The organism is Streptomyces bohaiensis, assembly GCF_012033785.1.
GTDB classification, from domain to species: domain Bacteria; phylum Actinomycetota; class Actinomycetes; order Streptomycetales; family Streptomycetaceae; genus Streptomyces; species Streptomyces bohaiensis.
Genome location: NZ_JAAVJC010000011.1, coordinates 20,286 through 41,902, shown reverse-complemented (window position 1 = coordinate 41,902; position 21,617 = coordinate 20,286). Strand labels below are relative to the sequence as shown.

The 21,617-nt window shown below is 73.0% G+C and carries 18 protein-coding genes and 1 pseudogene; 10 read left to right on the top strand and 9 right to left on the bottom strand.

Annotated elements, in window-relative coordinates:
- Positions 1–16 precede the first annotated feature (16 nt).
- The 7 genes and pseudogenes from HCN52_RS03080 to HCN52_RS25150 form a co-directional block, all read right to left on the bottom strand.
- Entirely contained in the window at positions 17–1,051 is a 1,035-nt protein-coding gene (locus HCN52_RS03080; RefSeq protein WP_168086785.1) for a DUF8017 domain-containing protein, read from the bottom strand.
- A gap of 296 nt (positions 1,052–1,347) precedes the next feature.
- Positions 1,348–1,965, bottom strand: a complete 618-nt coding sequence (locus HCN52_RS03075) for a hypothetical protein (protein WP_168086784.1) — start codon at positions 1,963–1,965, stop codon at positions 1,348–1,350.
- A 243-nt stretch (positions 1,966–2,208) separates the two neighbouring features.
- Positions 2,209–2,955, bottom strand: coding sequence for a hypothetical protein (locus HCN52_RS03070; RefSeq protein ID WP_168086783.1), 747 nt, complete (start codon positions 2,953–2,955; stop codon positions 2,209–2,211).
- 126 nt (positions 2,956–3,081) lie between these two features.
- Complete coding sequence (locus HCN52_RS03065) at positions 3,082–3,825, bottom strand: hypothetical protein (RefSeq protein WP_168086782.1); 744 nt, start codon at positions 3,823–3,825, stop codon at positions 3,082–3,084.
- A gap of 126 nt (positions 3,826–3,951) precedes the next feature.
- Positions 3,952–4,707: a hypothetical protein gene (locus HCN52_RS03060; RefSeq protein WP_168086781.1), complete on the bottom strand. Its 756-nt coding sequence runs from the start codon at positions 4,705–4,707 to the stop codon at positions 3,952–3,954.
- A 1,026-nt stretch (positions 4,708–5,733) separates the two neighbouring features.
- Positions 5,734–6,483, bottom strand: a complete 750-nt coding sequence (locus tag HCN52_RS03055) for a hypothetical protein (protein ID WP_168086780.1) — start codon at positions 6,481–6,483, stop codon at positions 5,734–5,736.
- A gap of 69 nt (positions 6,484–6,552) precedes the next feature.
- Positions 6,553–6,699, bottom strand: a pseudogene (locus HCN52_RS25150) (IS5/IS1182 family transposase); the annotation flags it as partial.
- 768 nt (positions 6,700–7,467) lie between these two features.
- Between HCN52_RS25150 and HCN52_RS03050 the strand changes: the two are divergent.
- The 10 genes from HCN52_RS03050 to HCN52_RS03005 all read left to right on the top strand — a co-directional run bounded on the left by HCN52_RS03050 (position 7,468) and on the right by HCN52_RS03005 (position 17,765).
- Positions 7,468–8,160, top strand: coding sequence for a hypothetical protein (locus HCN52_RS03050; protein WP_168086779.1), 693 nt, complete (start codon positions 7,468–7,470; stop codon positions 8,158–8,160).
- A gap of 137 nt (positions 8,161–8,297) precedes the next feature.
- Positions 8,298–9,356, top strand: a complete 1,059-nt coding sequence (locus tag HCN52_RS03045; protein ID WP_209314098.1) for a hypothetical protein — start codon at positions 8,298–8,300, stop codon at positions 9,354–9,356.
- Positions 9,353–10,654, top strand: a complete 1,302-nt coding sequence (locus HCN52_RS03040; RefSeq protein WP_168086778.1) for a TadA family conjugal transfer-associated ATPase — start codon at positions 9,353–9,355, stop codon at positions 10,652–10,654. Before HCN52_RS03045 ends, HCN52_RS03040 begins: the two co-directional genes overlap by 4 nt.
- A gap of 7 nt (positions 10,655–10,661) precedes the next feature.
- Complete coding sequence (locus HCN52_RS03035) at positions 10,662–11,618, top strand: type II secretion system F family protein (protein ID WP_168086777.1); 957 nt, start codon at positions 10,662–10,664, stop codon at positions 11,616–11,618.
- Complete coding sequence (locus tag HCN52_RS03030; RefSeq protein ID WP_168086776.1) at positions 11,615–12,562, top strand: type II secretion system F family protein; 948 nt, start codon at positions 11,615–11,617, stop codon at positions 12,560–12,562. The genes HCN52_RS03035 and HCN52_RS03030 overlap by 4 nt, the downstream gene beginning before the upstream one ends.
- A 29-nt stretch (positions 12,563–12,591) precedes the next feature.
- Positions 12,592–12,840: a hypothetical protein gene (locus HCN52_RS03025; RefSeq protein WP_168086775.1), complete on the top strand. Its 249-nt coding sequence runs from the start codon at positions 12,592–12,594 to the stop codon at positions 12,838–12,840.
- A 92-nt stretch (positions 12,841–12,932) separates the two neighbouring features.
- Positions 12,933–13,394, top strand: coding sequence for a TadE family protein (locus HCN52_RS03020; protein ID WP_312876504.1), 462 nt, complete (start codon positions 12,933–12,935; stop codon positions 13,392–13,394).
- 27 nt (positions 13,395–13,421) lie between these two features.
- On the top strand, positions 13,422–13,844 hold the full coding sequence (locus HCN52_RS03015) for a TadE/TadG family type IV pilus assembly protein (RefSeq protein ID WP_168086774.1): 423 nt from the start codon (positions 13,422–13,424) through the stop codon (positions 13,842–13,844).
- Positions 13,841–14,416, top strand: coding sequence for a pilus assembly protein TadG-related protein (locus HCN52_RS03010; RefSeq protein ID WP_168086773.1), 576 nt, complete (start codon positions 13,841–13,843; stop codon positions 14,414–14,416). Before HCN52_RS03015 ends, HCN52_RS03010 begins: the two co-directional genes overlap by 4 nt.
- A gap of 79 nt (positions 14,417–14,495) precedes the next feature.
- A complete protein-coding gene (locus HCN52_RS03005; RefSeq protein WP_168086772.1) occupies positions 14,496–17,765 on the top strand; it encodes a BTAD domain-containing putative transcriptional regulator in 3,270 nt (1,089 codons plus the stop codon).
- Between the two features lie 146 nt (positions 17,766–17,911).
- Here HCN52_RS03005 and HCN52_RS03000 read toward each other — a convergent pair whose 3' ends face one another.
- Positions 17,912–18,736 carry an alpha/beta hydrolase family protein gene (locus HCN52_RS03000; RefSeq protein ID WP_168086771.1) on the bottom strand — a complete coding sequence of 275 codons (825 nt, stop codon included), beginning with the start codon at positions 18,734–18,736 and terminating at the stop codon, positions 17,912–17,914.
- Positions 18,737–18,907: 171 nt separating this feature from the next.
- On the bottom strand, positions 18,908–21,481 hold the full coding sequence (locus HCN52_RS02995; protein ID WP_312876503.1) for a DUF8508 domain-containing protein: 2,574 nt from the start codon (positions 21,479–21,481) through the stop codon (positions 18,908–18,910).
- Positions 21,482–21,617 lie beyond the last annotated feature (136 nt).

Below are 21,617 nucleotides of genomic sequence, written 5' to 3'. Positions count from 1 at the left end.
CCGGGCGCGTGAGTCGTCAGTTCGTGCGGAAGTGCCGGAGGCTGTCGGTGATGGCGGCGAGGGTGTCGTCGTCGAGCGCGTCCTCCACCTCCTGCTCCACCACCGCGAACCACACCTGCGCGTCGGCCGATCCGTCGAGGTAGGCCACGGCGACCACGGCACCGCTGGTCGCGGCGCACTCGGGGTCGGCGTCCTCGGACGGCTCGAAGCCGGTGACGAGACCGGTGGCGATGTGCCCCTCGAAGCCCTGCTCGTTGCTGAAGGGCTCGGCGTCGACGAACGTGTACTCACCGGTGGTGTCGGGGTCGAAGATACCGTTGACGTAGATGTGGGCGACGTGCTCGGCCGCCTGCGCGGTCGAGGTGGCGCCCCGGGCGCCCGTCACGGCCGTCACCGCGCGGCTGTTGTAGCGCCCGCAGGCCTTGTCGTTGAACAGCGCCGTGCCCCGTCCGACGAACTCCGGGGTCGAGAAGCCGTCCTCGTCCTCGGGCTCCTTCGAGCCCCATCCCAGGATCGTGTCGGGGGAGGGGACGTCCCACTCGTCGGAGTCGGGCACGTCGTAGACCACGTCCCGGTCGGCCAGGAACTGCACCTGCCAGCCGTCGCCGGAGACCGGCTCGGGGCCGCCGCCCGTCGGGCCGCGCGGGTCGGCGGGACGCTCCTCGTCGGGCTCGTCCTCGTCCGCGTCGTCCGCCGCGCCGTCGTCCTCGCCGGCGGGCTCCGACCCGTCGGCGTCCGCGTCGTCCGCCCCCGGGCCGGCGGCCACCGGCGGTGGCGGGTCCCCACCGTCGTCCCGGGTCAGCAGGACACCGCCGACGGTGGTCCCCGCGACCATCAGCGTCGCCGCGGCGATCGCCAGCGACATCCTGGTGCGGTGCGACGTCGAGCCGCCGTCCTTCGCCGCGCTCAGCTGCGCGGTGTGCTCGCCGGGTCCGTCCCAGCGGCCGGCCTCCGCGGCGCCGTAGGGCGACCCGGAGACGGGGCCGGGTGCGTCCGGGCCCTGGCCGTGGGGCGGTCCGTCCCCCGCGGGTGGCTGCGGTCCGTGGCTCACAGGTGTTCCTCTCGCCGGCTGGCTGCGTGGTCGACGGCCGGCGGTGGAGACACCGTCGTCCCTCGGGACGCCCCCCGGCGCGTGGCTGAATTCAGACTGCCACGAGACCGACCGTTCGCCCCCGGCAGCCCCCAGGCTGTTCCGGAGCCGTTACTGATCCACGACCTCGGCGCAGCCCGACGGCCGCGCGGGGCGGCCTCGGCGCGGCCGCCCCGCTGCGGGGCCTCACCGGCCGACGTTCTCACCGACCGCCGGCGCCCGTCGGCGCGGCGCCGCCGTCGACCACCCGCCAGCGGCTACCGGTGGCGCAGGGACCGGCCCTCGGCGATCACGGCGAGCAGCGCGAGCCGCCGATCGAGCACCTCGGCCCCGCGTTCCGTGAGATACGCAAGGTCGGCGCCGGTGGACGACATCAGCAGCGAGGTGTCGGCCCGCCTGCCGGTGTCCTCGGGGGCGGTTGTCCAGTCGAGGCTGCGACCTCTGGTCCAGCTGTCCTGGCCCGGGACCGAGGCGCCGACAAGATGCCCGAGGGGAAAGCGGTCGCCCGGGCCCCGGGTGAGCAGCCCGCGGGCGGCCCATACGTTCCTGCCCTCCACGACCGCGCCGTCCGGTGCGTCGATGCGCCAGGTGTGCTTCAGGCGCCGGTGCGACGCCGGAACCCTGGTGACGGTGCCGAGGGTGCTGCCGCGGTCGTCGACCGCGGTGTACGACAGGCTGCCGTCGTCGGCCGCTTCGGGTTCGAGGGCACGGCAGATCGGACGCAGATGGTCGGGATCGGTGAACAGGCCGAAGGCGCCCTCAGCGGGCTCCCCCTCGACCTGCTGATCGACGAACGCGGTGACTTCCCACTTCGGCAGGGTCCCCCGGTCGGTCGTCGCGAAGACCACGGTCGACCCCGGACAGGTCCGAGACACCCCCGGCTCCACCATGAACCCGCCACGGTCCCCGGCCGCGCAGAACTTTCTGATCTCCCGCCAGTCCAGGGTGGCCGGGGCCGGTCCCTTCGAAGGCCTTCTCTTCTTGCCGAACACCCTGATCTCCCTCCGGTGGTGTGCCTCTGCCTCTGGCGGCCGGGGCAGGAGCGGCGCCCGCGCCCTTCCGCCTCCGGCGGCCGTGTCGTGCGATGGACCCGCCGGGTGGTGATCCCGGAGTCCGCGTCAGCTCGAGCCCAGGTGCAGTGACCGTCCCTCCGCGATGACAGCCAGCAGCGCGAGGCGCCGGTCGAGTGTCGCCGGACCCTGGTCCGTGACGCTGGCGAAGTCCGCGCTGCACGACTCCATGACGAACGTCTTGCGGGCGCGCTTGCTGTTGTCCGCCGGATCGATCCAGAAGAGCCTTCGGCCTCGTGGCCCGCCTTCGGTGCCCCCGCCGTCGTCCAAAGCGCCGAAGAGGTGGTTGAGAGGGTTCAAGATCTCGCGAGCCGCAATGTGATGCGCCTGCTTGGTGGCGGCATAGTTCCTGCCATGGATGATCTGACCCGCAGGAGTCTCGATACGCCATGTGTGCTTGAAGGGGCGGTGACTTGGCGGCACCTTGGTCAGGGTGCCTATGGTCCTGCCCTGGTCGTCCGTGGCGGTGTAGACAAGGCTGCCGTCCTTACCGGCGTCGGGCTCGAGAAGCCGGCAGATCGGCCGGAGGTGCTCCGGGTCGGTGAAGACCCCGAACGCGCCGTCCACCTTGTCGCCTTCCACGGGCTGGTCCACAAAACCCACCAGCCCCCACTTCTGGAGATAACCTTTCGGAAGAATTGCCCAGATCGGTGTGAGCCCCGCGCATCGCTGACGCATCTCGGGGCTGATCGCCGTCGAGCCCGCGTACGGAGCCGCTGAGAACCTCCGGATGTCACGCCAGTCCAGAGTGGCCGTCACTGGCCCCTCGTCCTGCTTCTTCTTCTTGCCGAACACCCTCATCCCCCTCCGGTGGTGTGCCTCTGCCTCTGGCGGCCGGGACAGGAGCGCCGCCGGCGCCCTTCCGCCTCCGGCGGCCGTGTTGTGCGGTGGACCCGCCGGGTGGTGATCCCGGCGTCCGCATCACCTCGCGACCAGGTGCAGTGACCGCCCCTCCGCGATGACAGCCAGCAGCGCGAGGCGCCGGTCGAGCGTCGCCGGACCCTGGTCCGTGACGCTGGCGAAGTCCGCGCTGCACGATTGCATGACGAATGTTCTGTTGGCTCGCCTGCTCTCGTCGGTGGGATCGATCCAGAACAGCCTTCGGCCTCGCGGCCCACCGTCGCTGCCAGTGCCCTCGTCCAAGGCGCCGAAAAGGTGGTTGAGTGGATTCAGGATCTCGCGAGCCGCCAGATGGTGCGCCTGCTTGGTGGCGCGAGAGTTCCTGCCGTGAATGACCTGGCCTGCCGGGGTGTCGATACGCCATGTGTGCTTGAAGAGACGGCTACTGGGCGGCACCTTGGTCAGGGTGCCTATCGTCTTGCCCCGGTCGTCCGTAGCGGTGTAGACAAGGCTCCCGTCCTTACCGGCGTCGGGCTCGAGAAGCCGGCAGATCGGCCGGAGGTGCTCCGGGTCGGTGAACAGCCCGAATGCCCCGTCAGCCTTTTCTCCCTCCACCTCCTGGTCAACGAAAGCCACCAACGCCCATTTCAGCGTGTGGCCCTTGGGGGTCTTTGCCCAGACCGGATTCAGGCCCGCGCAGCGATGGTACATATCCGGGCTGATGCCGTACGAGGCGCCGAAAGGGGCCGCGGTGAACCTCCGGATGTCGCGCCAGTCCAGAGTGGCCGTCAGCGGCCCCTCGTCCTGCTTCTTCTTGCCGAACACCGCGTCCCCTCCCCGCAGCGACTCTCCGGGGAGCCCTGCCTCTCGCCGCCCTCCGACCGGAGGGCGAATCGGCTCGGCGAACATACCCCGGGTCGCGCCGCCACCGGTGGCCGCCCAGGGAGGTGCTCACACCGGAGGCGTCGGTGGCTTGAGGTCGAGGGACCGGGCCTCGCCGATGACGGCGAGCAGCGCGAGTCGGCGGTCGAGCAGCCCGGCCCCCTGGTCTGTGAGACGGGCGAAGTCAGCGCTGGTCGAGGACATCAGGTACGTGGTGTTCGCACGTCTGCTGTCGTCGGCCGGATCGACCCAGAAGAGCTCCCGGCCCCGGTTGCCCGTGGCCCAGCTGCTGTCGTCGGCCGCACCGACAACGTAGTTGAGGGGATTCAGGTAGCCACGCGCTTCGCGGACGTGCCGTTGCTTCGTGGCCCAGGCGTTTCTGCCCTGGACACTGAGTCCGTCCGGGGTGGTGATTCGCCACGTGTGCTTGAACGGCCGTCGCGTGGGCGCCACCTTGGTGATGGTGCCGATGGTCTCGCCTCGCTCGTCGGTGGCGGTGTACCGAAGACCGCTGTCGCCGTCAGATTCGGGTTCGAGCAGCCGACAGATCGGGCGTTGGTACTCGGGGTCGGTGAACAGGCCGAACGCCCCGTCGGCCTTGGGCCCCTCCACGGGCGCATCCACGAAGGCCGCCAAACCCCATCGGGGGACCATGCCTTTCGCGGGGGCGGCCCAGACCGGCGTGAGGCCGGCGCATCGTCGGCGCAGCTCAGTGGTGATGCCGACATCACCGCCGCCGGGGGCTGCCGAGAACATCCGTATGTCACGCCAGTCGAGCGTCGCCACCAGCGGCCCCTGCTGCTGGTGCTTCTTCTTGCCGAACACGCGAAGGTCCTTCCCGCCGCGGCTGCGCCCCGTGCACCACCTGAGGCAAGCCTAGTGTCCAGCTCCGCGTCAGCGGCGGCCCTGGGAGCGGCAGGGTGGCACGGCTCGCCTTGGGGCAGGCGGCAGTGGGTTCCGCGGGCTCCTGCACTGTTGTCATCGAGGACCCCACGTAGCGGCCCGCGCTCTCGACACCCGTGACGAGGAGCGCGGTGCGCTCCGGGCGATGCTCGGGGTCGGCGGCGAGACTCTTCGCTCGCTGGGTGTGAACCTGGCGCTCTCGGGGCCGGGCTTCGTGGTCGCGGGCCCACCGAGATCCTGACGGTCCGGTGTGCTGCTCTGCGCGGCGGACAGTCTGTGGGAGATCGGAACACCGCTCGTGGTGATCACACCCGAGGCGTTCCCTCTTGCGGGGGCTGCACGGGAGAGCCGAATGGCGGCCCCTATCGAGGGTGAGGCAACGGCGGGTCAGCCGGCCGAGGCGCCGGCGCCTGTGGCGGGCGACCCGTTCGTTGTGGTCGCGGACGATGCCCAACTCGTCTGCGAAACGGGGATCGACAAGCCTCCGGAAACACTGATCCGGTCGGGAATGGACGGAGGGCACGGGCTTCTCGTTGCCGGTACGACGGACCCGCTCTCCTCGCAGTACCGGGGCTTCGTGGCCACGGCACGAAAGTTCCCGCACGGGCTCGTGCTGCGACCGTCGGCGCCGACTGACGGCGAGATGTCCGGCGTGCGGATGCCTTCCAACGCCGGCGCCGGGCCGGTGGGTAGCGGCATCATGGTGCTCGACGGCAGCCTGGCGCCCGTGCAGAGCGCTTCGGTCGGGAGTGAGGCGTCTCGCCCAAGGCTGTCACGGAGAGGGGAATGGCCGGCAACGGAGGGAGTCCCGAGCCGTTGAGGGAGGCGCTCGACACCTCGCTCAACGGCACGGAGACCTTGCCGTATGCCGAGTCGACGGGGTCATGCCACCGAAGCAGAGCGTGTGGCGGGGGATTCGGCGACGGCTTCGGTTGGTCAGCGCGCAGCTCAGGCCGTGAAGGGGCTGAGGTTCAGAGAGCGGGCCTCCGCGACGGCGGCGAGCAGCGCGAGTCGGCGGTCGATGGTTGCGGCCCCCAGTTCGGTGATGGCGGCGAAGTCGGCGCTGCGCGAGGACATCAGGTAGGACCGGCGGACTGGCTTGTTCTCTCCGGCGGGGTCGACCCACAGCAGCCTACGACCCCTGGGGCCGATCTCGCTGCCGCCACCTTCGTCCAACGCAGTGGAAACGAAGTTGAACGGATTCAGCGTCTCGCGGGCTGCCTGAAGGTGTGCCTGCTTCGTGGCGATCGAGTTCCTGCCGTGGATGATCCGGCCGCCCGGGGTGCCGATACGCCACGTGTGCTTGAAGGGGCGGCGGCTGGGTGGCTCTTTGGTGATCGTGCCGATAGTGGCGCCGTGTTCATCGGCGGCAGTGTAGGTGAGTCTGCCCTCGTCACCCGTCTCGGGCTCGAGGAGCCGACAGATCGGGCGGAGGTGTTCGGGATCGGTGAACAGACCGAACGCGCCGTCCATCGTGCCTCCTTCCACCTGCTGGTCCACGTAGGCGACCAGGCCCCATCTCTGCACGAATCCCTCTGCGGCCGTGGCCCAGACCGGTGTGAGACCGGCGCATCGATCGCGCATCTCTGGAGTGATGCCACTTGATCCGCCGTACGGTGCGGCGGAGAACTTCCTGATGTCTCGCCAGTCGAGAGTCGCCGTCAGTGGCCACTCATCGTGCTTCTTCTTGCCGAACACGCCCATCCCCTCCCGCAGCGACTCCCCCAGGAGTCCCTGTCTCTTCCGCCTGGACAATAGGCGAATCGGACCGACAAGCAGGGAGGCGAGGGTGAGCAGGGCCTGGCGCCCCGTGTTCAGGCGTCGCCAGCGGGTTCCGATCACCTCCCGGCATCGGCGGAGCTCGGTCGACAGCAGGTGCAGGGCAGAGCTGTACACGTCAGCCCGGGCCGGCAGACAAGCACGTGAAGCCTCTGGCGGGGCGAGGGAGGTCGTGAACCCGTCTACCGGAAGCTTCACCACGTTGCCGGCCCAACCGCACTAGCTCAGTGAAGCCAGAAGTGCTGTCACGCGGAGTTCTGACAGGCGGAACCGCCCTCGTGAGGTCGTACGAAGGCACCGCATACTCCACAGTCGTCGTTCTGGCGAAGAGTGGACACGGCAGACGTTCATTGGGCGGTGCCTCTGCTCTCCGCCTCCCGGAGCCGCGCCTCCGCCTCGGCGCGAAGGGCGCCGCCACGGTCTCGCAGGTGCGTTGCCAGAAGGTGAGCTCGCCCCGCACCTGGACGGCATGCGGACTCCGTCAGGAAGTCATCGTTTCACCGGCGTAGCTGCGGGCGGATCCCAGGAGGTTCTCCACATGAGACGCACGCAGGCGGAGTTGGTTCGCCCGGCATCACAGATCACCCGAAGTCGTCAACGTGATTGGCCCCCCGGCCTCGCTTCGGTGTCGGTCCTGAACACCGGGTAGCGGCGCCAATACTACAATGGCAGCGTCCCCCGGGGGAGGGGTGGTGCAGAAGCCGCGCGCACGCGCGGTCGGTTGGGAGTCCGAGGGGTGCTCGGCCACCGCGGTCGAACTCCCCCTGGCCGTTGTTCCCCCGTTTCAGCGCCTGGTAGCGTCATGGCGACTTGCGAGTAATTCTGTTCAGCGCGGTCGGCGGTTCGCGAGATCGGATTCCCCGCTCGACCGTCGAGTGCTGTGATTTCCACGGGGGTGGTGGCGTGAAGACCCAGGACCGTTCGTCTGCGATCGCCAAGAAGTCGGTCGCGGCCGGACCGGCGATGGGTGATCGGCTGCCGGTGCCGCCGCGGGAGCGGAAGCCCGCGCTCGCCGCGCTCGCCGTGCTGCTGATCCTCGCCGGTGCCCTCGGCGCCACCACGCTGGTGATCCAGGCCGGCGACCGGGTCGAGGCCGTGAAGATCACCGAGCGCGTCCCCGCGGGGCAGCCGGTACCCGAGAGCGCGATCACCGCCGTGCTCGTGGCGGAGGACTCCGCCGTCAACTACTTCGAGTGGCGCAACCGTTCACGCCTCCAGCAGGACCTCATCCCCAGCGTCGACCTCGTACCGGGGACCGTCATGGTGGGGGAGATGCTGACCGCGGAGGAGACCCTCGACCGCGACCAGGTGCTGGTCGGCCTCAGCCTCTCCCAGGGCCGCTACCCCTCCGGGCTGAGCGCCGGCGAGACGGTGACCGCCTACCGGGTGGGCCGGGACAGCGGCGAGGACGAGGCCGTCACCGGCACGTCGGGAACCCTCGTCGACGCCGCCAAGGTCCACATGGTGGAGAGCGGCGCCGGCGGCGGGGACCGGCTCGTGACCCTGCGGGTCTCCGCCTCCGACGCGGCGGATCTCGCGCGGGCCGCTGCAACCGGGGACGTCACTCTCGTCGTCGTTCCCGGCAGCGCCGACTGAACCACGGCCGGCCCCCGGCCGAGCCGAACGCGACCAGCGACGGGACGGCGGACACCCGCCGGTGCCCGTACCGACCGCGCACCACACCACCGACGACGGGCCGGGCGAGCACCCGGTCGAGGGGCTGAAGCAGAGAGATGGCGCTCATCGCAGTGGCGGCCGACAAGGGATCGCCCGGAGCCACCACCACCGCCGTGGCTCTCGCCGCGCTGTGGCCGCGCCGCGCGCTGCTCGCCGAGGTGGACCCCGCCGGCGGCGACCTCGTCTACCGCTCGGCCCGCGAGGACGGGCGGCCGCTCGACCCCGGCACCGGGCTGCTGTCGCTCGCCGCCACCGCTCGCCGCGGTATCGCCGCCGAGCAGCTGTGGGACCACTCGCAGCGTGTCTCCGGCGGCCTCGACCTGATCGTCGGGCTCACCTCCTCCGACCAGGGCACCGGCGTCTCCGGCCAGTACGGGGCCCTGGGCAAGGCGTTCGCCGAGCTGGCCCGCTCCCCGCACGAGGAGGCAGCGGCCGACGTCGTCGCCGACTGCGGCCGCCTCGGCCCGGACTCGCCCGCGCTGGCGCTGCTGCCGCACGCCGCCGTCGTGCTGCTCGTCACCCGCACCCAGCCCGAGAACCTCGCCCACACCCGCGAACGCGCCCTCGCGCTCAGCGCCAAGCTCCACGGGCAGCACCGGGGCGCGGCCCAGCACGGCCGCCCGCCGATCGGGCTGCTCCTGGTCACCGAGCCCTCCCAGGGCGGCCGGATCGCGAGCCAGGTCAACGAGATGCTGACCGCCGCCGGCAGCGGCGCCCGCGTCGCCGGACTGCTGGCCGAGGACGCCGCGGGCGCCGACCAGTTGGCCGGCCGCCGCCGCGGCCGCGTCGACAAGTCCCTGCTGGTGCGCTCCGTCCGCAAGGTGGTCTCCGACCTCCACCAGACCTACCGCGAGCTCGCCCCCGCCGTCACCGGCGCGGTCGGGACGCTGCCGCCGCAACCGCCCGCCGGCGCCGCGCCGCCGTCCCACGGCCGCGCCCCGGTGCCGCCGCAGTACGGCGCGCAGGGTCCCCGCACCCCCGCGCCCGTGCCGCCCGGAGGGCCGTGGCCCCCGCCCACCGCACCGCCGGCGAGCGGCGGGTACGGCTACCCGGCACCGGGCAACGGGTACGGCTACCCGGCTCCCGGCCACGGCCCGCACGGAGGCCACCGGTGACCGACGTCAACCACCAACTGGTCAAGCGGTTCCGGCAGGACGCCGGCGACCGCATCGCCGAGCAGCGGCGCATCGACCAGGCCGGCGGCATCCGCGCCATGACCCCCGAGGACGAGCGCCACTACGCGCGCGCCGTCATCGCGCAGGTCCTGGAGGAGTACGTCCGCGAGGAGATCTCGCAGGGCAGGGCGCCACTGGACGCGCAGTCCGAGGAGGACTACGCCGCCGCGGTGCACGCGGCGCTCTTCGGCGTCGGCCGGCTGCAACCGCTCCTGGACAACCCCGACATCGAGAACATCGACATCAACGGGTGCGACCAGGTCTTCGTGGGCTACGCCGACGGCCGGGAGGAGCGCGGTGAGCCCGTCGCCGAGACCGACGAGGAACTCGTCGAACTCATCCAGGTGCTCGGCGCCTACTCCGGCCTCTCCTCGCGGCCCTTCGACGCCGCCAACCCCCAGCTCGACCTGCGGCTGCCCGACGGCTCCCGACTCTCCGCCGTCATGGACGTCACCCGCAGGCCGGCGCTGTCCATCCGCCGCGCCCGCCTCGGCAAGGTCTTCCTCGCCGACCTCGTCGGCAACGGCACCGTCACCCCGGAGATGGGCCGCTTCCTGGTCGCGGCGGTCCGCGCCCGCAAGAACATCATGATCGCCGGCTCCACCAACGCGGGCAAGACCACGCTGCTGCGCGCCCTGGCCAACGAGATCCCCTCCGACGAGCGCCTCATCACGGTGGAACGGGCTCTGGAGCTCGGACTGGACCAGTTCCCCGAACTCCACCCCAACGTGGTGGCGTTCGAGGAACGGCTCCCCAACTCCGAGGGCCAGGGCTACATCTCCATGGCGGAACTCGTCCGCCGCTCCCTGCGCATGAACCCCTCCCGCGTCATCGTCGGCGAGGTCCTCGGCGACGAGATCGTCACCATGCTCAACGCCATGTCGCAGGGGAACGACGGCTCGCTCTCCACCATCCACGCCAACAGCTCGGCCGAGGTGTTCAACCGCATCTCCACCTACGCCCTCCAGGCCAGCGAGCGGCTGCCGATCGAGGCGAGTCAGATGCTGATCGCCGGTGCCGTGAACTTCGTGGTCTTCATCCACCGCCGCAACAACTACGCCACCGGCGGCCGGTTGCAGCGGTTGGTGACCTCCGTACGCGAGGTCAACGGCGTCGACGGCCGCGTGCTGTCCAGCGAGATCTTCGCCGAGGGCCCCGACGGCGTGCCGCGGGCGCACGCCGCCATCTCCTGCGCCGACGAACTCGCTGCCTTCGGCTACCAGCCAGGGTGGGGGTGAGACGACCGTGCCCACCACCGGGATCCTCGCGCCGCAGACCCTGCTTGCGCTGGCCTGCGGCCTCGCCGCCGGCGGGGGCGTCGCCCTGCTGGTCGTCGCCCTCCGCGGGCTGCCGCCCCGGACCGCCGACGAGATCGCCCGCGACGAACGCCGTCGCGCGGAGATCGCCCGGTTCCTCGGCCAGCGCTCCATGATCGCTGTGCTCCTCGCGGTGGTCGTCCTCGTCCTCACCGGCTGGCCGGTGGCGGCACTGGCCGCGGCGCTGCTGACCTTCGTCTGGGACAGGCTCTTCGGCGGCGCCGCCGAGGAACGGGCCTCGATGGCGCGTGTCGAGGCGCTCGCCTCCTGGACCGAGTCGCTGCGCGACACCATCGCCGGCGCCGTCGGACTGGAGCAGGCCATCCCGGCCTCGGCCCGCGCCGCGGCCCCCGCGCTCCGCGAGCCGCTCAACAACCTGGTGGACCGGCTGCGTTCGCGGACCACCCTCCCCGACGCCCTCCAGGAGTTCGCCGAGGAACTCGACGACTCCTCCGCCGACATCATCATCGCCTCGCTCATCCTCAACGCGCGGCTGCGCGGCCCCGGCCTGCGCGAGGTGCTGGGCGCGCTGGCCAAGTCGGCGCGCGAGGAGGTCGAGATGCGGCAGCGGGTCTCAGCGCAACGCGCCTCCACCCGGCGCAGCGTCCAGATCGTCGTCGCGGTCAGCCTCGCGTTCCCCGTGGGGCTCTCGCTCTTCAACTCCGCCTACGTCGAGCCCTACGGCGACGCCCTCGGCCAGCTCGTACTCGGCCTGGTCTGCGTCCTGTTCGGCCTCGGCTTCTGGTGGATGCGCAGCCTCTCCCGCATCGAGGTCCCCGACCGGTTCATGGTCCGCCCGGCCCCGGCGACCCAGGCGCGCGACGCCCAGCGGTCCGGTGCGGACGCGGCACCCGCACGTGAGCAGGGCCCGGTGGTGCGGCGATGAACTCCACGGTCACCTCCGCCGTCATCGTCGGCGCCGTGCTCGGCCTCGGTGTCTACGCCCTGGTCAGGGCGCTGGTGCCCACCCGCCGCGGCGCCGTACTCACCATCCACCGGGTGGACGCGGTCCGCGCCCGCGGCGGCCACGCCTTCGCCGTTCCCGCGGCCCGCTCCGCCGCCGGCGAGCAGCGGCGCTCCCGGCTCGACGCGCTGCGCGACCGGTCGGGCGAGTGGCTGGCCGAGGCGTACCTGCGGCGCGGCTGGGTGCAGCGGTCGCTCCGCGCCGACCTGGCGTTGCTGGACCGCAGCTGGGAGAACTTCCTCGCGACCAAGCTCGGGCTCGCCGCCGCGGGTCTGATCTTCGGCCCCGCCGTCTTCACCGGCATCCACCTCCTCGGCGTCGGCAGCAGCCCCTTCGTCCCCGTCTGGCTCTCGCTCGCCTTCGCGGCGCTGTTCTTCTTCCTCCCCGACCTGGAGGTGCGCCGCGACGCCGCCGCCAAGCGCCGCGACTTCCGGCGGGTGGTCGCCGCCTACCTCGACCTGGTCGCCATGAGCCTGGCGGGCGGCCGGGGGCTCCCCGAGGCGCTGAAGGCCGCGTCCGAGGTCAGCGACGGCTGGGCGCTGATGCGGATCCGCACCGCCCTGGCGGACGCCCGGATCACCGGCATCACCCAGTGGCAGGCCCTCGGTAAGCTCGGGGACGAGGTGGGGGTCGAGGAACTGCGCGACCTGTCCAACTCCCTCGCCCTGGTCGCCGACGACGGCGCCAAGGTCCGCGACAGCCTCGGAGCACGTGCCGAGACCATGCGCGGCAGGGAGATGGCGGAGATCGAGGGCGGCGCGGGGGAGAAGTCCCAGTCCATGCTCATCGCCCAGCTCCTGCTCTGCGCGGGATTCCTGGTGTTCCTCATCTATCCGGCAGGCATGCGGGTCTTCGGCGGCTTCTGACGCCGGCCCGGAACGGGAAAGGAAACGACATGCGTCACTCCATGGGGTTCTCGCACCCCGCGATCGGCTATCTACAGGCGGCACTGCGCACCCGGCTCCAGCGCGCACGGGCGGCCGAGGACCGCGGGGCGTCGGCCATCGAATGGGTCGTCATCGCCGCCGTGGTCGTCGGCATCGTGCTCGCCGTCGGCTTCGTGATCTCCAACGCCCTCACCTCCAAGGCCAACGACGTGCAGGACTGCATCGCCGGCGCCAGCAACCAGAGCGGCAACTGCTAGTGCCGTCACCGGTCACCGCCCCGCGCCGCGCCCGCGGCTCGGCCCACCGTCCGCCCGGGACCGGCGAGCACCGCGCCCGGCCCCGCGGACCGGTGCGCCCGGGGGCGGCCGACCGTCCGGCATCGGACCGCGACGGCCGGGCGGCACGGTTCCGTGCCGCGCTGCGCGACGACTCCGGGGCCTCCGCCGTCGAGTTCGTGATGCTGACGCCGATCATGTTCTTCCTGATCTTCGGCGCGGTGCAGTTCGCGCTGTACTCGTTCGCGGCCGATGTCGCCAAGGCGGCGGCCCAGGCCGGCGCCCGCGAGGCCCGCCGCGAGGCGGACGTCTCCGCGGGCTGGCAGGACAGCGCCCGCGGCAAGGCCCGCGACTACGTGCGCCAGTTGGCGGGCCCCGGGCTGCTCTCCAACGTCTCGGTACCGGTCGGCCGCAACGGCGACATGGTCAGCGTCACCGTCACCGGGGACGCGCCGGCGATCCTGCCGGGGATGTCGCTGCGGGTCACCGCGGTCTCCGAGGGGCCGGTCGAACGGTTCGTACCGGACGGGGGGTGACACACCGTGCGTGACACAGGAGCAGCGGTGCGCCCGACGCGCCTTTGGCAGCGGCAGGACCGCGACCGGGGCATCAGCGCGGTCGAGGTCGTGCTGCTCGCACCGCTCATGATCCTGTTCATCCTGGTGCTGTTCGTCCTCGGCAACCAGGTCTCCGCGCGCGCCGCCGTCGACGGCGCCGCCCGTGACGCCGCACGCGCCGGCTCGCTCGCCCGCGACCAGGCCACGGGCCGGGCGCAGGCCGCCGCGGTGCTGGCGGACCAGCTCAAGGACGTCTGCTCCTCGTGGAGCGGGCCGTTCCTCGGCGGAACGGACTTCAGCGAGGGCGGCCTGTTCGTCGTCCGCGTGGAGTGCGAGGTGCAGGGCATGCACCTCGTGGGCCTGCCGACCGTCAACCGCGTCAGTGGCACCTCCGTCGCACCCATCGACCCCTATCGGCGGGTCGGATGACCGCCCCCGCGCGCCCCGCGCCGCCCCGCGCCACCGCGTCTCCTCTCGCCACCACGTCTCCTCTCGCCACGGCTCCTGCCCCCGCCGCCGCGCCGGCCGGAGACCGGGGGGCGTCCCCCGGCGCCCGTGCGCGCGGCCGGCACGACCGCGGAGGCGGCGGCGACCGCGGCTCGGCGGCCATCCTGGTCGTGGTCTTCGCGCTGACCGTCATTGCTCTCGCCGCGTTCGTCGTCGACGGCGGTCTTGCGATCTCCAACCGGGAACGCGCCGCCGACATCGCGGAGCAGGCCGCCCGGTACGCCGCGCAGGACCTCGACGAGGACGCGATCCGCGCCGGCGCCGGCGGAGCCCCGATCAACACCGCCAACTGCGACGCCCGGGTCCGGGAGTTCGTCCGCCACTACGACCTCACCAGCGCCGAGGTCTCCGGCGCCCACTGCGTCCGTGCCCGCACCAGCGAGACCCAGGTCGTCGTGCAGGTCCTGGTCGACTACCGGCCGCTGTTCTCCTCCGTCTTCACCTCCAGCGTGCGGGTCACCGGCGAGGCCACGGCCGTCGCCGAGGCCGGCTGAGAGCACCGCCCGGCCTACCGGCTACGCGGGCCCCACCACGACCACCGCCGTCACGACCATCCGAACAGGAGCAGACGCCATGGCGCGCACCACTCACTCCGGCAGCGGCAACCGCTCGCCCGTACCGGTGAAGGTCGGGCGTTCCCTCGGCGACGTGCTCAAGGCGTTCGCCGCCTTCCTCGCCCTCGCCTGCCTCGTCGTCGGCGTGCCGCTGGCGCTCGCCTGGTTCGTCGGCTGGCCGCTGCCCAGCAGCGCCCCCGACCTGGAGATGCTCCGCCGGCCGATCTCCACCACGGTCTTCCTGAAGATCCTCACCGTGCTGGTGTGGGTGGCCTGGGCGCAGTTCACCGCCTGTGTGCTGGTGGAGGTCAAGGCTGCCGTCTCCGGCGTCGGCATGCCCGCCCGCGTCCCCGCGGCCGGTGCCAGCCAGGCCCTCGCGCGGCAACTCGTCGGTGCGCTGCTGCTGCTGGGCACCACCGCGGCGGGCTTCACCCCCGGTCTCAGCGCCGTCGGCAGCGGTTTCGACTCCCCGTCGCACCACGGCGTCGTCGCCGAGGCCGAGTACGCCCCCGGCCAGAGCACCGCGGGGCCGGCCGCGCTCACCCAGGCGGCCCCGGCCGTGGCGCTGCCGGAGGAGAGCGCGGGGACCGAGCAGCGGGAGGACGCCGACGCCACGAAGTACTACCGCATCCAGCCCCCCGACGGCCGGCACCACGACACCCTGTGGGGCATCTCCGAACGGCATCTCGGCGACGGGCTGCGGTACAAGGAGATCTACGAGCTCAACAAGGACCGGGTGCAGCCCGACGGCTCCCGCCTCACCGAGGCCTCCCTCATCCGACCGGGATGGATCCTGGAGATGCCGGCCGACGCGGAGGGCGGCGACCTGGTCGAACTGCCGCACGACGCGGCGGAGCTGTCACCGGACGAGGTCGAGGAGTTCACCGACTACGGCAACGACCCCACCGGCCCGGGGCGCGACGCTGCCCCCGACCACGGAGGGATGGAGGTCGCCCCCGACACCGCCGGGGGGCCCGGCGCGACACCGGACGGCGAGGCCGGCGCGCTGCCCGACACCCCGGACCTCGGGAACGAACGGCGCAGCCCCGGCGCCGACGCGGAGCACGGAAGCACCCCGAACGCCCCGGACCACGGCGGGATGGACGTCACCCCGGACGGCCCCGCGCGGGGCCCGCAGCCGGGCCCCGGGGAGGGCGCCGGTATCGCCGGCTCCGGCCCCGACCATGGCGGGATGGAGGTCACCCCCGCCCCCGCGCGCAGCAGCGACTCCGCACGGAACGCAGCCGCCGCCGACCCCGCCGGGGACGCGCCGGCCACCGCCCCCGCCGTCACCGACGGGGAGTCGGCGGAGCCCGCGTCGCTGCCGCCCGCCGCTCCGGCCGCCCCGGCACCCTCGGGTGAGGACGACGGCCCCGGCCTGCCCGACGCCCTGATGGCCGCACCGCTGCTTGCCGCGGGGCTGCTCGGTGCCCTCGGCCGGACGCGCCGCAACGCCCTCTGGCAGACCGCCGCAGGTGCCCTGCGACGTGGCGCCGGGGACGACCTCGAACCCCGCGACGTCACGGGCCGTGACGCCCAGGACGCGCTGCTGGCGGGCGCCGACCCATCCGCCGTGGCCTTCCTCGACAGGGCGCTGCGGCGCCTCTCCGCGGATCTCGACGCGGCGGGCAGGTCGCTTCCCGTCGTCTACGCCGCGTGGCTCAGCGACGACGACCTCCACCTCCAACTGGCCGAACCCGCCGATGTGCCCCCTGCGCCATGGCAGTTGGGGCAGAGCGACGCGTACTGGACCCTGGAGCGGTACCGGCTGGACGCGGTGCGCGACGTCCCCGCCGACGCCGAGGCGCCCTACCCCGGGCTGGTCAGCCTCGGCACTCGGGACGACATCCGTCTGCTGCTCAACCTGGAAGCCGTACCCGGCCTGGTGTCGGTCCTCGGCGCCCCGGCGGACCGGGAGGCGGTGCTCTCCTCCATCGCGGCCGAACTGGCCACGAGCGGCTGGGCGGACCGGATGACCGTCAGCATCGTCGGCTTCGCCGCCGACCTCACCGCGCTCGCGCCCACCCGCGTCCGGCACCTGGAGGACATCACGGGGTTGCTGGAGGTCATGGAGACCGAGACCCGACTGCGGCACGGCAACCTCCGCCACACCGGCCAGGACTCGGTGCTGCGGGGTCGCACCGGCCCTGCCCGAGGCCACCAGTGGGCTCCCCACCTGGTGGTGGTGGGTGTCGCCCCGACCGAGGAGGAGGCCGAGCGGCTCGGTGCCCTCGCCTCCGTCTCGGCCCCCCTCGGCATCGGCTACCTCGTGGCCTCCGACCGCCCCGACCTCCCCGGGCTGGCATGGGAGTTCCGCATCGCGGCCGACGGGCGGCTCACCGAGCCCGACATGGGTCTCCAGCTGGCAGCCCAGCTGCTTCCGGCCGCCGAACGCGCCACCGTGGTGACGATGTTCGCCTCCCTCGGCGAACCGGGCACCACCGCCGGGGACTCTCCTGCCACCGCGCCGGCGTTCCTCGTCGACCTCGGGGCGGGGGGCAAGCCGGAGGTCTACGCGGAGATCATGGGCGGCTACACCCTCACCGGGCTCGCCGACCCCGACCCCGAGCGTGCCGCGCAGCTGCGGGAGGCCCTGGCCGTGCTGCTGCTGCGGCGCTCCGGCGTCCATCGCCGCGTGCTGGCGGCGGCGCTGTGGCCGCGCGGCGTGACCGACGACGTGCGTGACGCCTTCGTCGCCCGGCTCGGGGAGTGGCTCGGCACCGAGACCGCCACCGGTCGCCCCCGGTTGACGACGGCGCCGGACGGCCGCCTGGTCCTCTCCGAGCGGGTCGTCTCCGACTGGGACGTGCTGCGCACCCTGCACCACGGCGCGGTCGCCGCGCCCGGGCCCGGGCTGCACCCCGCGGACCGTCGGCGGCGGCTCACCGACGCGCTGAGCCTCGCGCGGGGCCCGCTCCTCGACGGCCAGCGGGAGTCCGGCCGGTTCGACTGGCTGCGGCACGAGGTCGTCGACGCCCAGTACCCGCTGCTGGTGGCCGAGGTGGCGCTGGCCCTCTCCGGCGCCCACCGCGAGGCGGGGGAGGGGGAGCCCGCCTACCTGGCAGTGCGGACGGCGCTGGGCGCCGCTCCCGCCGACGAGCGGCTGTGGAACGAGCTGCTGCGGGCCGCCCACGCCACCGGTCGCGCGGAGTGGCTCACCGGCGCGGCCCAGTGGCTGGCCGCCCACCACGGTCAGCTCTTCGGCGCGGACCGGCCGTTGCCGGCCGAGACCGAGGCGCTGCTCGACGAGTTGCTGCCCGGCTGGCGGCAGCAGGTCGCGGCCGGGTGAGGCCGCGAGGGTGAGGACGGGGCGGCGGCCCGCCATCGCGGGACCCGGTGGGTGCGGTCGGGCGACGGACCGGCCCCACCCGTCCGGCTCGACCGCCGCCGGTCAGCCGTCCCGGCCCGCACCGGCGCGCGGTCGGCGGGGAACGGTCACTCCCCGCCGGCCAGCAGGGGTGCCGCCCAGGCGCTGATCAGCGCCGCGGCCCGCTCCGCCCCGGCCCGCCCCGTCAGCAGGTGGTCGGTGCCGTGCAACCACACCAGGGACGCGCCGTCCCCGGCGGTGTGCTGGATCTCCCGGGCCTGCGACGGCGGGACCAGGGTGTCGTCGGGGGAGTGGAGCACCAGCAGCGGGGCGGGCAGCGCGGCGATCCGCTGCTGCTGCGGCTGCTCCGCCACGTCCCGCAACAGCCCTGCGCCCACCCGGAACGGCCGGCCCGCCAGCATCACCTCCGCCGCCCCGTCGCGGGTGATGCGCTCGCGGTCGGCGGCGGTGAACTGCGCCCGTACGTGGCCGGGGTGGGCGGGGGCGCCGATGGTCGCCACGGCCCGGACGCCCGGCACCCGGTGTGCCGCGGCCAGGACGGCGGCGCCGCCCAGCGAGTGCCCGACCAGCAGGGTCGGCGGCCGCAGGCGGGTGCGCAGCGCTTCCGCCGCGAGGACGACGTCCGCCACGTTCCCCGAGAAGTCGGTGTCGGCGAACTCGCCCCCCGAGCCGCCCACTCCGGTGAAGTCGAAGCGCAGCACGGCGAGCGACCGCCGGGCGAGGAACCGTGACGTGCGGGCCGCCGCGAGTCCGTCCTTGCCGCAGGTGAAGCAGTGCGCGAACAGGGCGACAGCGGTCGGTTCGGCGTCCACCGGGAGCTCCAACCGGCCCGACAGCCGGTGCCCCCGCGCGCCGGTGAACTCCCAGGGCTCCGACCGGGTCCGGGCCGGCGGGGCGGTGGCACGGACCGGCGGGGGCGCATGGGTGGTCATCCCCGCAGCGTAGGCCGGTCCGGCCGATCCGCCCATGCCCATGACGGGCGGCACATCGACGGGCAGCCTCGGTGCGGCCCGCCATGACGAGGCGCCGGTGCCGGAGGGACGACGTCCCTCCGGCACCGGCGCCTGGCGGCGGGGTCCGTCGACCCCGTCAGTCCGGCCGGGTCATCGGCCGAGCAGCCTGCGCAGCCAGTCGTGCAGGTCGCGCACCAGCTCCTTCAGCCGCTCCTTCAGACGGTCCTTCGCACTGCCGCCGTCGCCGTCGCCGTCGCCGTCGTCGCCGCCGTTGTCGCCACCGCCGGTGGCGATCCGGACCAGCTGCGGGTCGTGGTCGCTCGCCTGGTCGGCGAACTCGGTGTTGATGTGCAGCACCTCGTACTCGAACTCCTCGATGGTGGAGCTCATCAGGATGTTGTCCAGCGACTGCGAGTTGCCGTCGAAGATGTACGTGTAGCGCTTCTCGGGCGGCAGCGTCAGCAGCAGGTTGGTCATGGCGCCGTCGTCGGCGAGGATCTCCAGCGTCCGGGAGAACTCGAAGTCGTTGAAGTCGCCGAGGTTGACCACCTTCGCCCGCGGGTCGGCGGCGTGCAGTTCGCGGACGAAGGCGGCGACCTCCTCGGCCTGGCGGTGGCGCTGCACCTCCGAGCTCCGGTTCGGCGGCTGGAACCGGCCGTGGAGCGACTGGTCGCCACCCTTGGAGTTGAAGTGGTTGGTGATGAGGAAGTAGGTCTCACCGTTGAAGACGAACTCGCCGACCAGCGGCTTCCGGCTGCTCGCCCAGGCGTCGGAGCCGGGGTTGATGCGACCGGGGGAGACGGACAGCTCGGGGCCGTCCGCACCCGCGACCACCTGCGCCGCGGTGGTCGCGTCGCCACCCTCGCGGTCGGTGAAGTCCACCCGCTCCGGGTTGTAGAGGAACACGTTGCGGATGTTCCCGCCCGGCTGGCCGCCGTCGCGGTTGTTCTCCGGGTCGATCGAGCGCCACGTGTACCGAGGGCCGCCGGCCGTGACGATGGCGTCGGTGAACTTCTCCAGCGTCCGCTCGGCGGTGACCGTACCGTCGTTCACGGGGCCGTTGTCGTCCTGGATCTCCTCCAGCGCGACCACGTCGGGCGAGGCCAGGTTGACGGCGACACCCTCCGCCAGGGCGGCGAACTTCGCGTCGGGGTCGGTCGCGGCGAGGTTCTCCACGTTGTAGGTGGCCAGCGCGAGTTCGTCCTCCGCCTGGGCGCGCGTCGCAGGGCGGGTCAGCCCGTTGTCGACGTGGGAGCCGAGCTCGGTCGCCTGCAGCGTGTAGCCGCCGAACTGCGCGTAGTCCAGTGGGCCGACCGTGGAACCGGCCAGCAGATCACCCGCGTTGGCGGCGGGCAGCGGCTCCGGGGCCAGGGACATGACCTTCAGCCGCCCGGTGTTCGGTTCGTCGTACGAGCCGTAGACCACGCCGCCCCGCGCCGAGGGGTTCTCCTGCGGCTTGACCGTCACCCAGAGCTCGTCGTAGTCGGTGGTGCGGCTCACGATGCGGGTGTCGTTGATCTCGACCCGCTGGCCCTCCAGCGACTCCAGCAGGTCCAGCGCGAACGTGTCCGGCTCCAGCGGAAGGTCGTTGAGGGAACCACCCGCGTCGGGCGCCCAGAGGTCCGGCACGGAGTCGGCGTCCAGCACCACCGGCGCCGGCAGCGCGTTGTCGCGCGAGAGGGTGGTGATGCGCGGCGCCGTGATCTGGGTGATCGACTGCGCGCCGGTCGCCGGGTAGTACTCGGACACCTGGCCGGAGACCAGCACCTCGTCGCCGACCGCGACCGTCGGGACGGCGGAGCCGGTGTAGACGAACACGCCCTCGCTGGTCCGGGGGTCGCCGTCGCCGGTGGCGTCCTGCATCCAGAAACCGCGCGACCCCGACGGGCGGACACCGGTCACGACGCCCGGCACACCGGTGACCTGCCGGCCCGCCAGCGGCGACCACCGAGTGGTCCCCTGGATGTCGTGGATGCGCACATCGCCGGCCTCGGGCGGGCCGCCGGGCTCCTCACCGTCGTCGCCCCCGTCATCGCCGCCCTCGTCGACGCCGTCACCGGCGGAGTTGACGGGGGTCGGGGCGCCGGAGGTGAAGTCCGCGGCGTTGTCGTCGGTGTCGGTGAGCGCCGCGTCACGGAAGACCGAGGTGGTGTTGCCCGCACCCGCGGCCGGGCCGGACCCCTCCCGCACGACCGCCGAGCCGTAGCCCACCAGATCGACGACGCGTGCGTCCGCCGCGCACTCCGCGGCCGTCCGGCAGTCCAGCGGGGTCGTGCCGTCCACCAGCGCCACGGTCCCGGTCGTCGCGCTCATCGAGATCGAGCCCGTGGCGTCCGGCGTCGGCAGCTGCACACTGCCGCCGTTGCCCGCGGCCTGGGCGACCAGGTACAGCCCGCCCGGCTCCACGGCACCGGTCAGCTCGGTCGCCTGCCAGCGGCTGTTGGGCCCCGGCGCGCCCGGGAGGTACTGCACGCTGTGGCCCGTCAACGCGTACGGGTCGGCACCGGGGTTGCCCAGCTCCACGAAGTCACGGATCAGCGTGGCACCGGAGTTGCCCCCACCGCCGTACACCTCGCTGATCACGGCGCCCGCCGTCACGGCCGGCGCGTCGGCCGGGGGAGCGGGCTCGGCCGACGCCCGCGGCAGCGGGGTCAGGACCAGCGAGATGGCGGCGCCGGCCGCCACCAGGGCGGCTCTGCGGCGACGGCGGCTGTCGTGCGGCACGGTGGCTTCTCCTCAGGTACCCGGCGCCGCGCCCGGTGGCACAGCGAGAAGCGGGGGTCACCCTAAGCTACGCGCGTAGAAGAGTCCATGACAACGGCCGGTACGTAAATTCCCGGTCGCGTTCCGGTGGACGTCG

What these genes read in the sequence shown, in the direction of transcription:
- HCN52_RS03025 (WP_168086775.1), top strand. Translation starts at nt 12,592, where the DNA reads ATGCGTCACTCCATGGGGTTCTCGCACCCCGCGATCGGCTATCTACAG.
- HCN52_RS03045 (WP_209314098.1), top strand. Translation starts at nt 8,298, where the DNA reads ATGGCGCTCATCGCAGTGGCGGCCGACAAGGGATCGCCCGGAGCCACC.
- HCN52_RS03010 (WP_168086773.1), top strand. Translation starts at nt 13,841, where the DNA reads ATGACCGCCCCCGCGCGCCCCGCGCCGCCCCGCGCCACCGCGTCTCCT.
- HCN52_RS03000 (WP_168086771.1), bottom strand. Translation starts at nt 18,736, where the DNA reads ATGACCACCCATGCGCCCCCGCCGGTCCGTGCCACCGCCCCGCCGGCC.
- HCN52_RS03005 (WP_168086772.1), top strand. Translation starts at nt 14,496, where the DNA reads ATGGCGCGCACCACTCACTCCGGCAGCGGCAACCGCTCGCCCGTACCG.
- HCN52_RS03030 (WP_168086776.1), top strand. Translation starts at nt 11,615, where the DNA reads ATGAACTCCACGGTCACCTCCGCCGTCATCGTCGGCGCCGTGCTCGGC.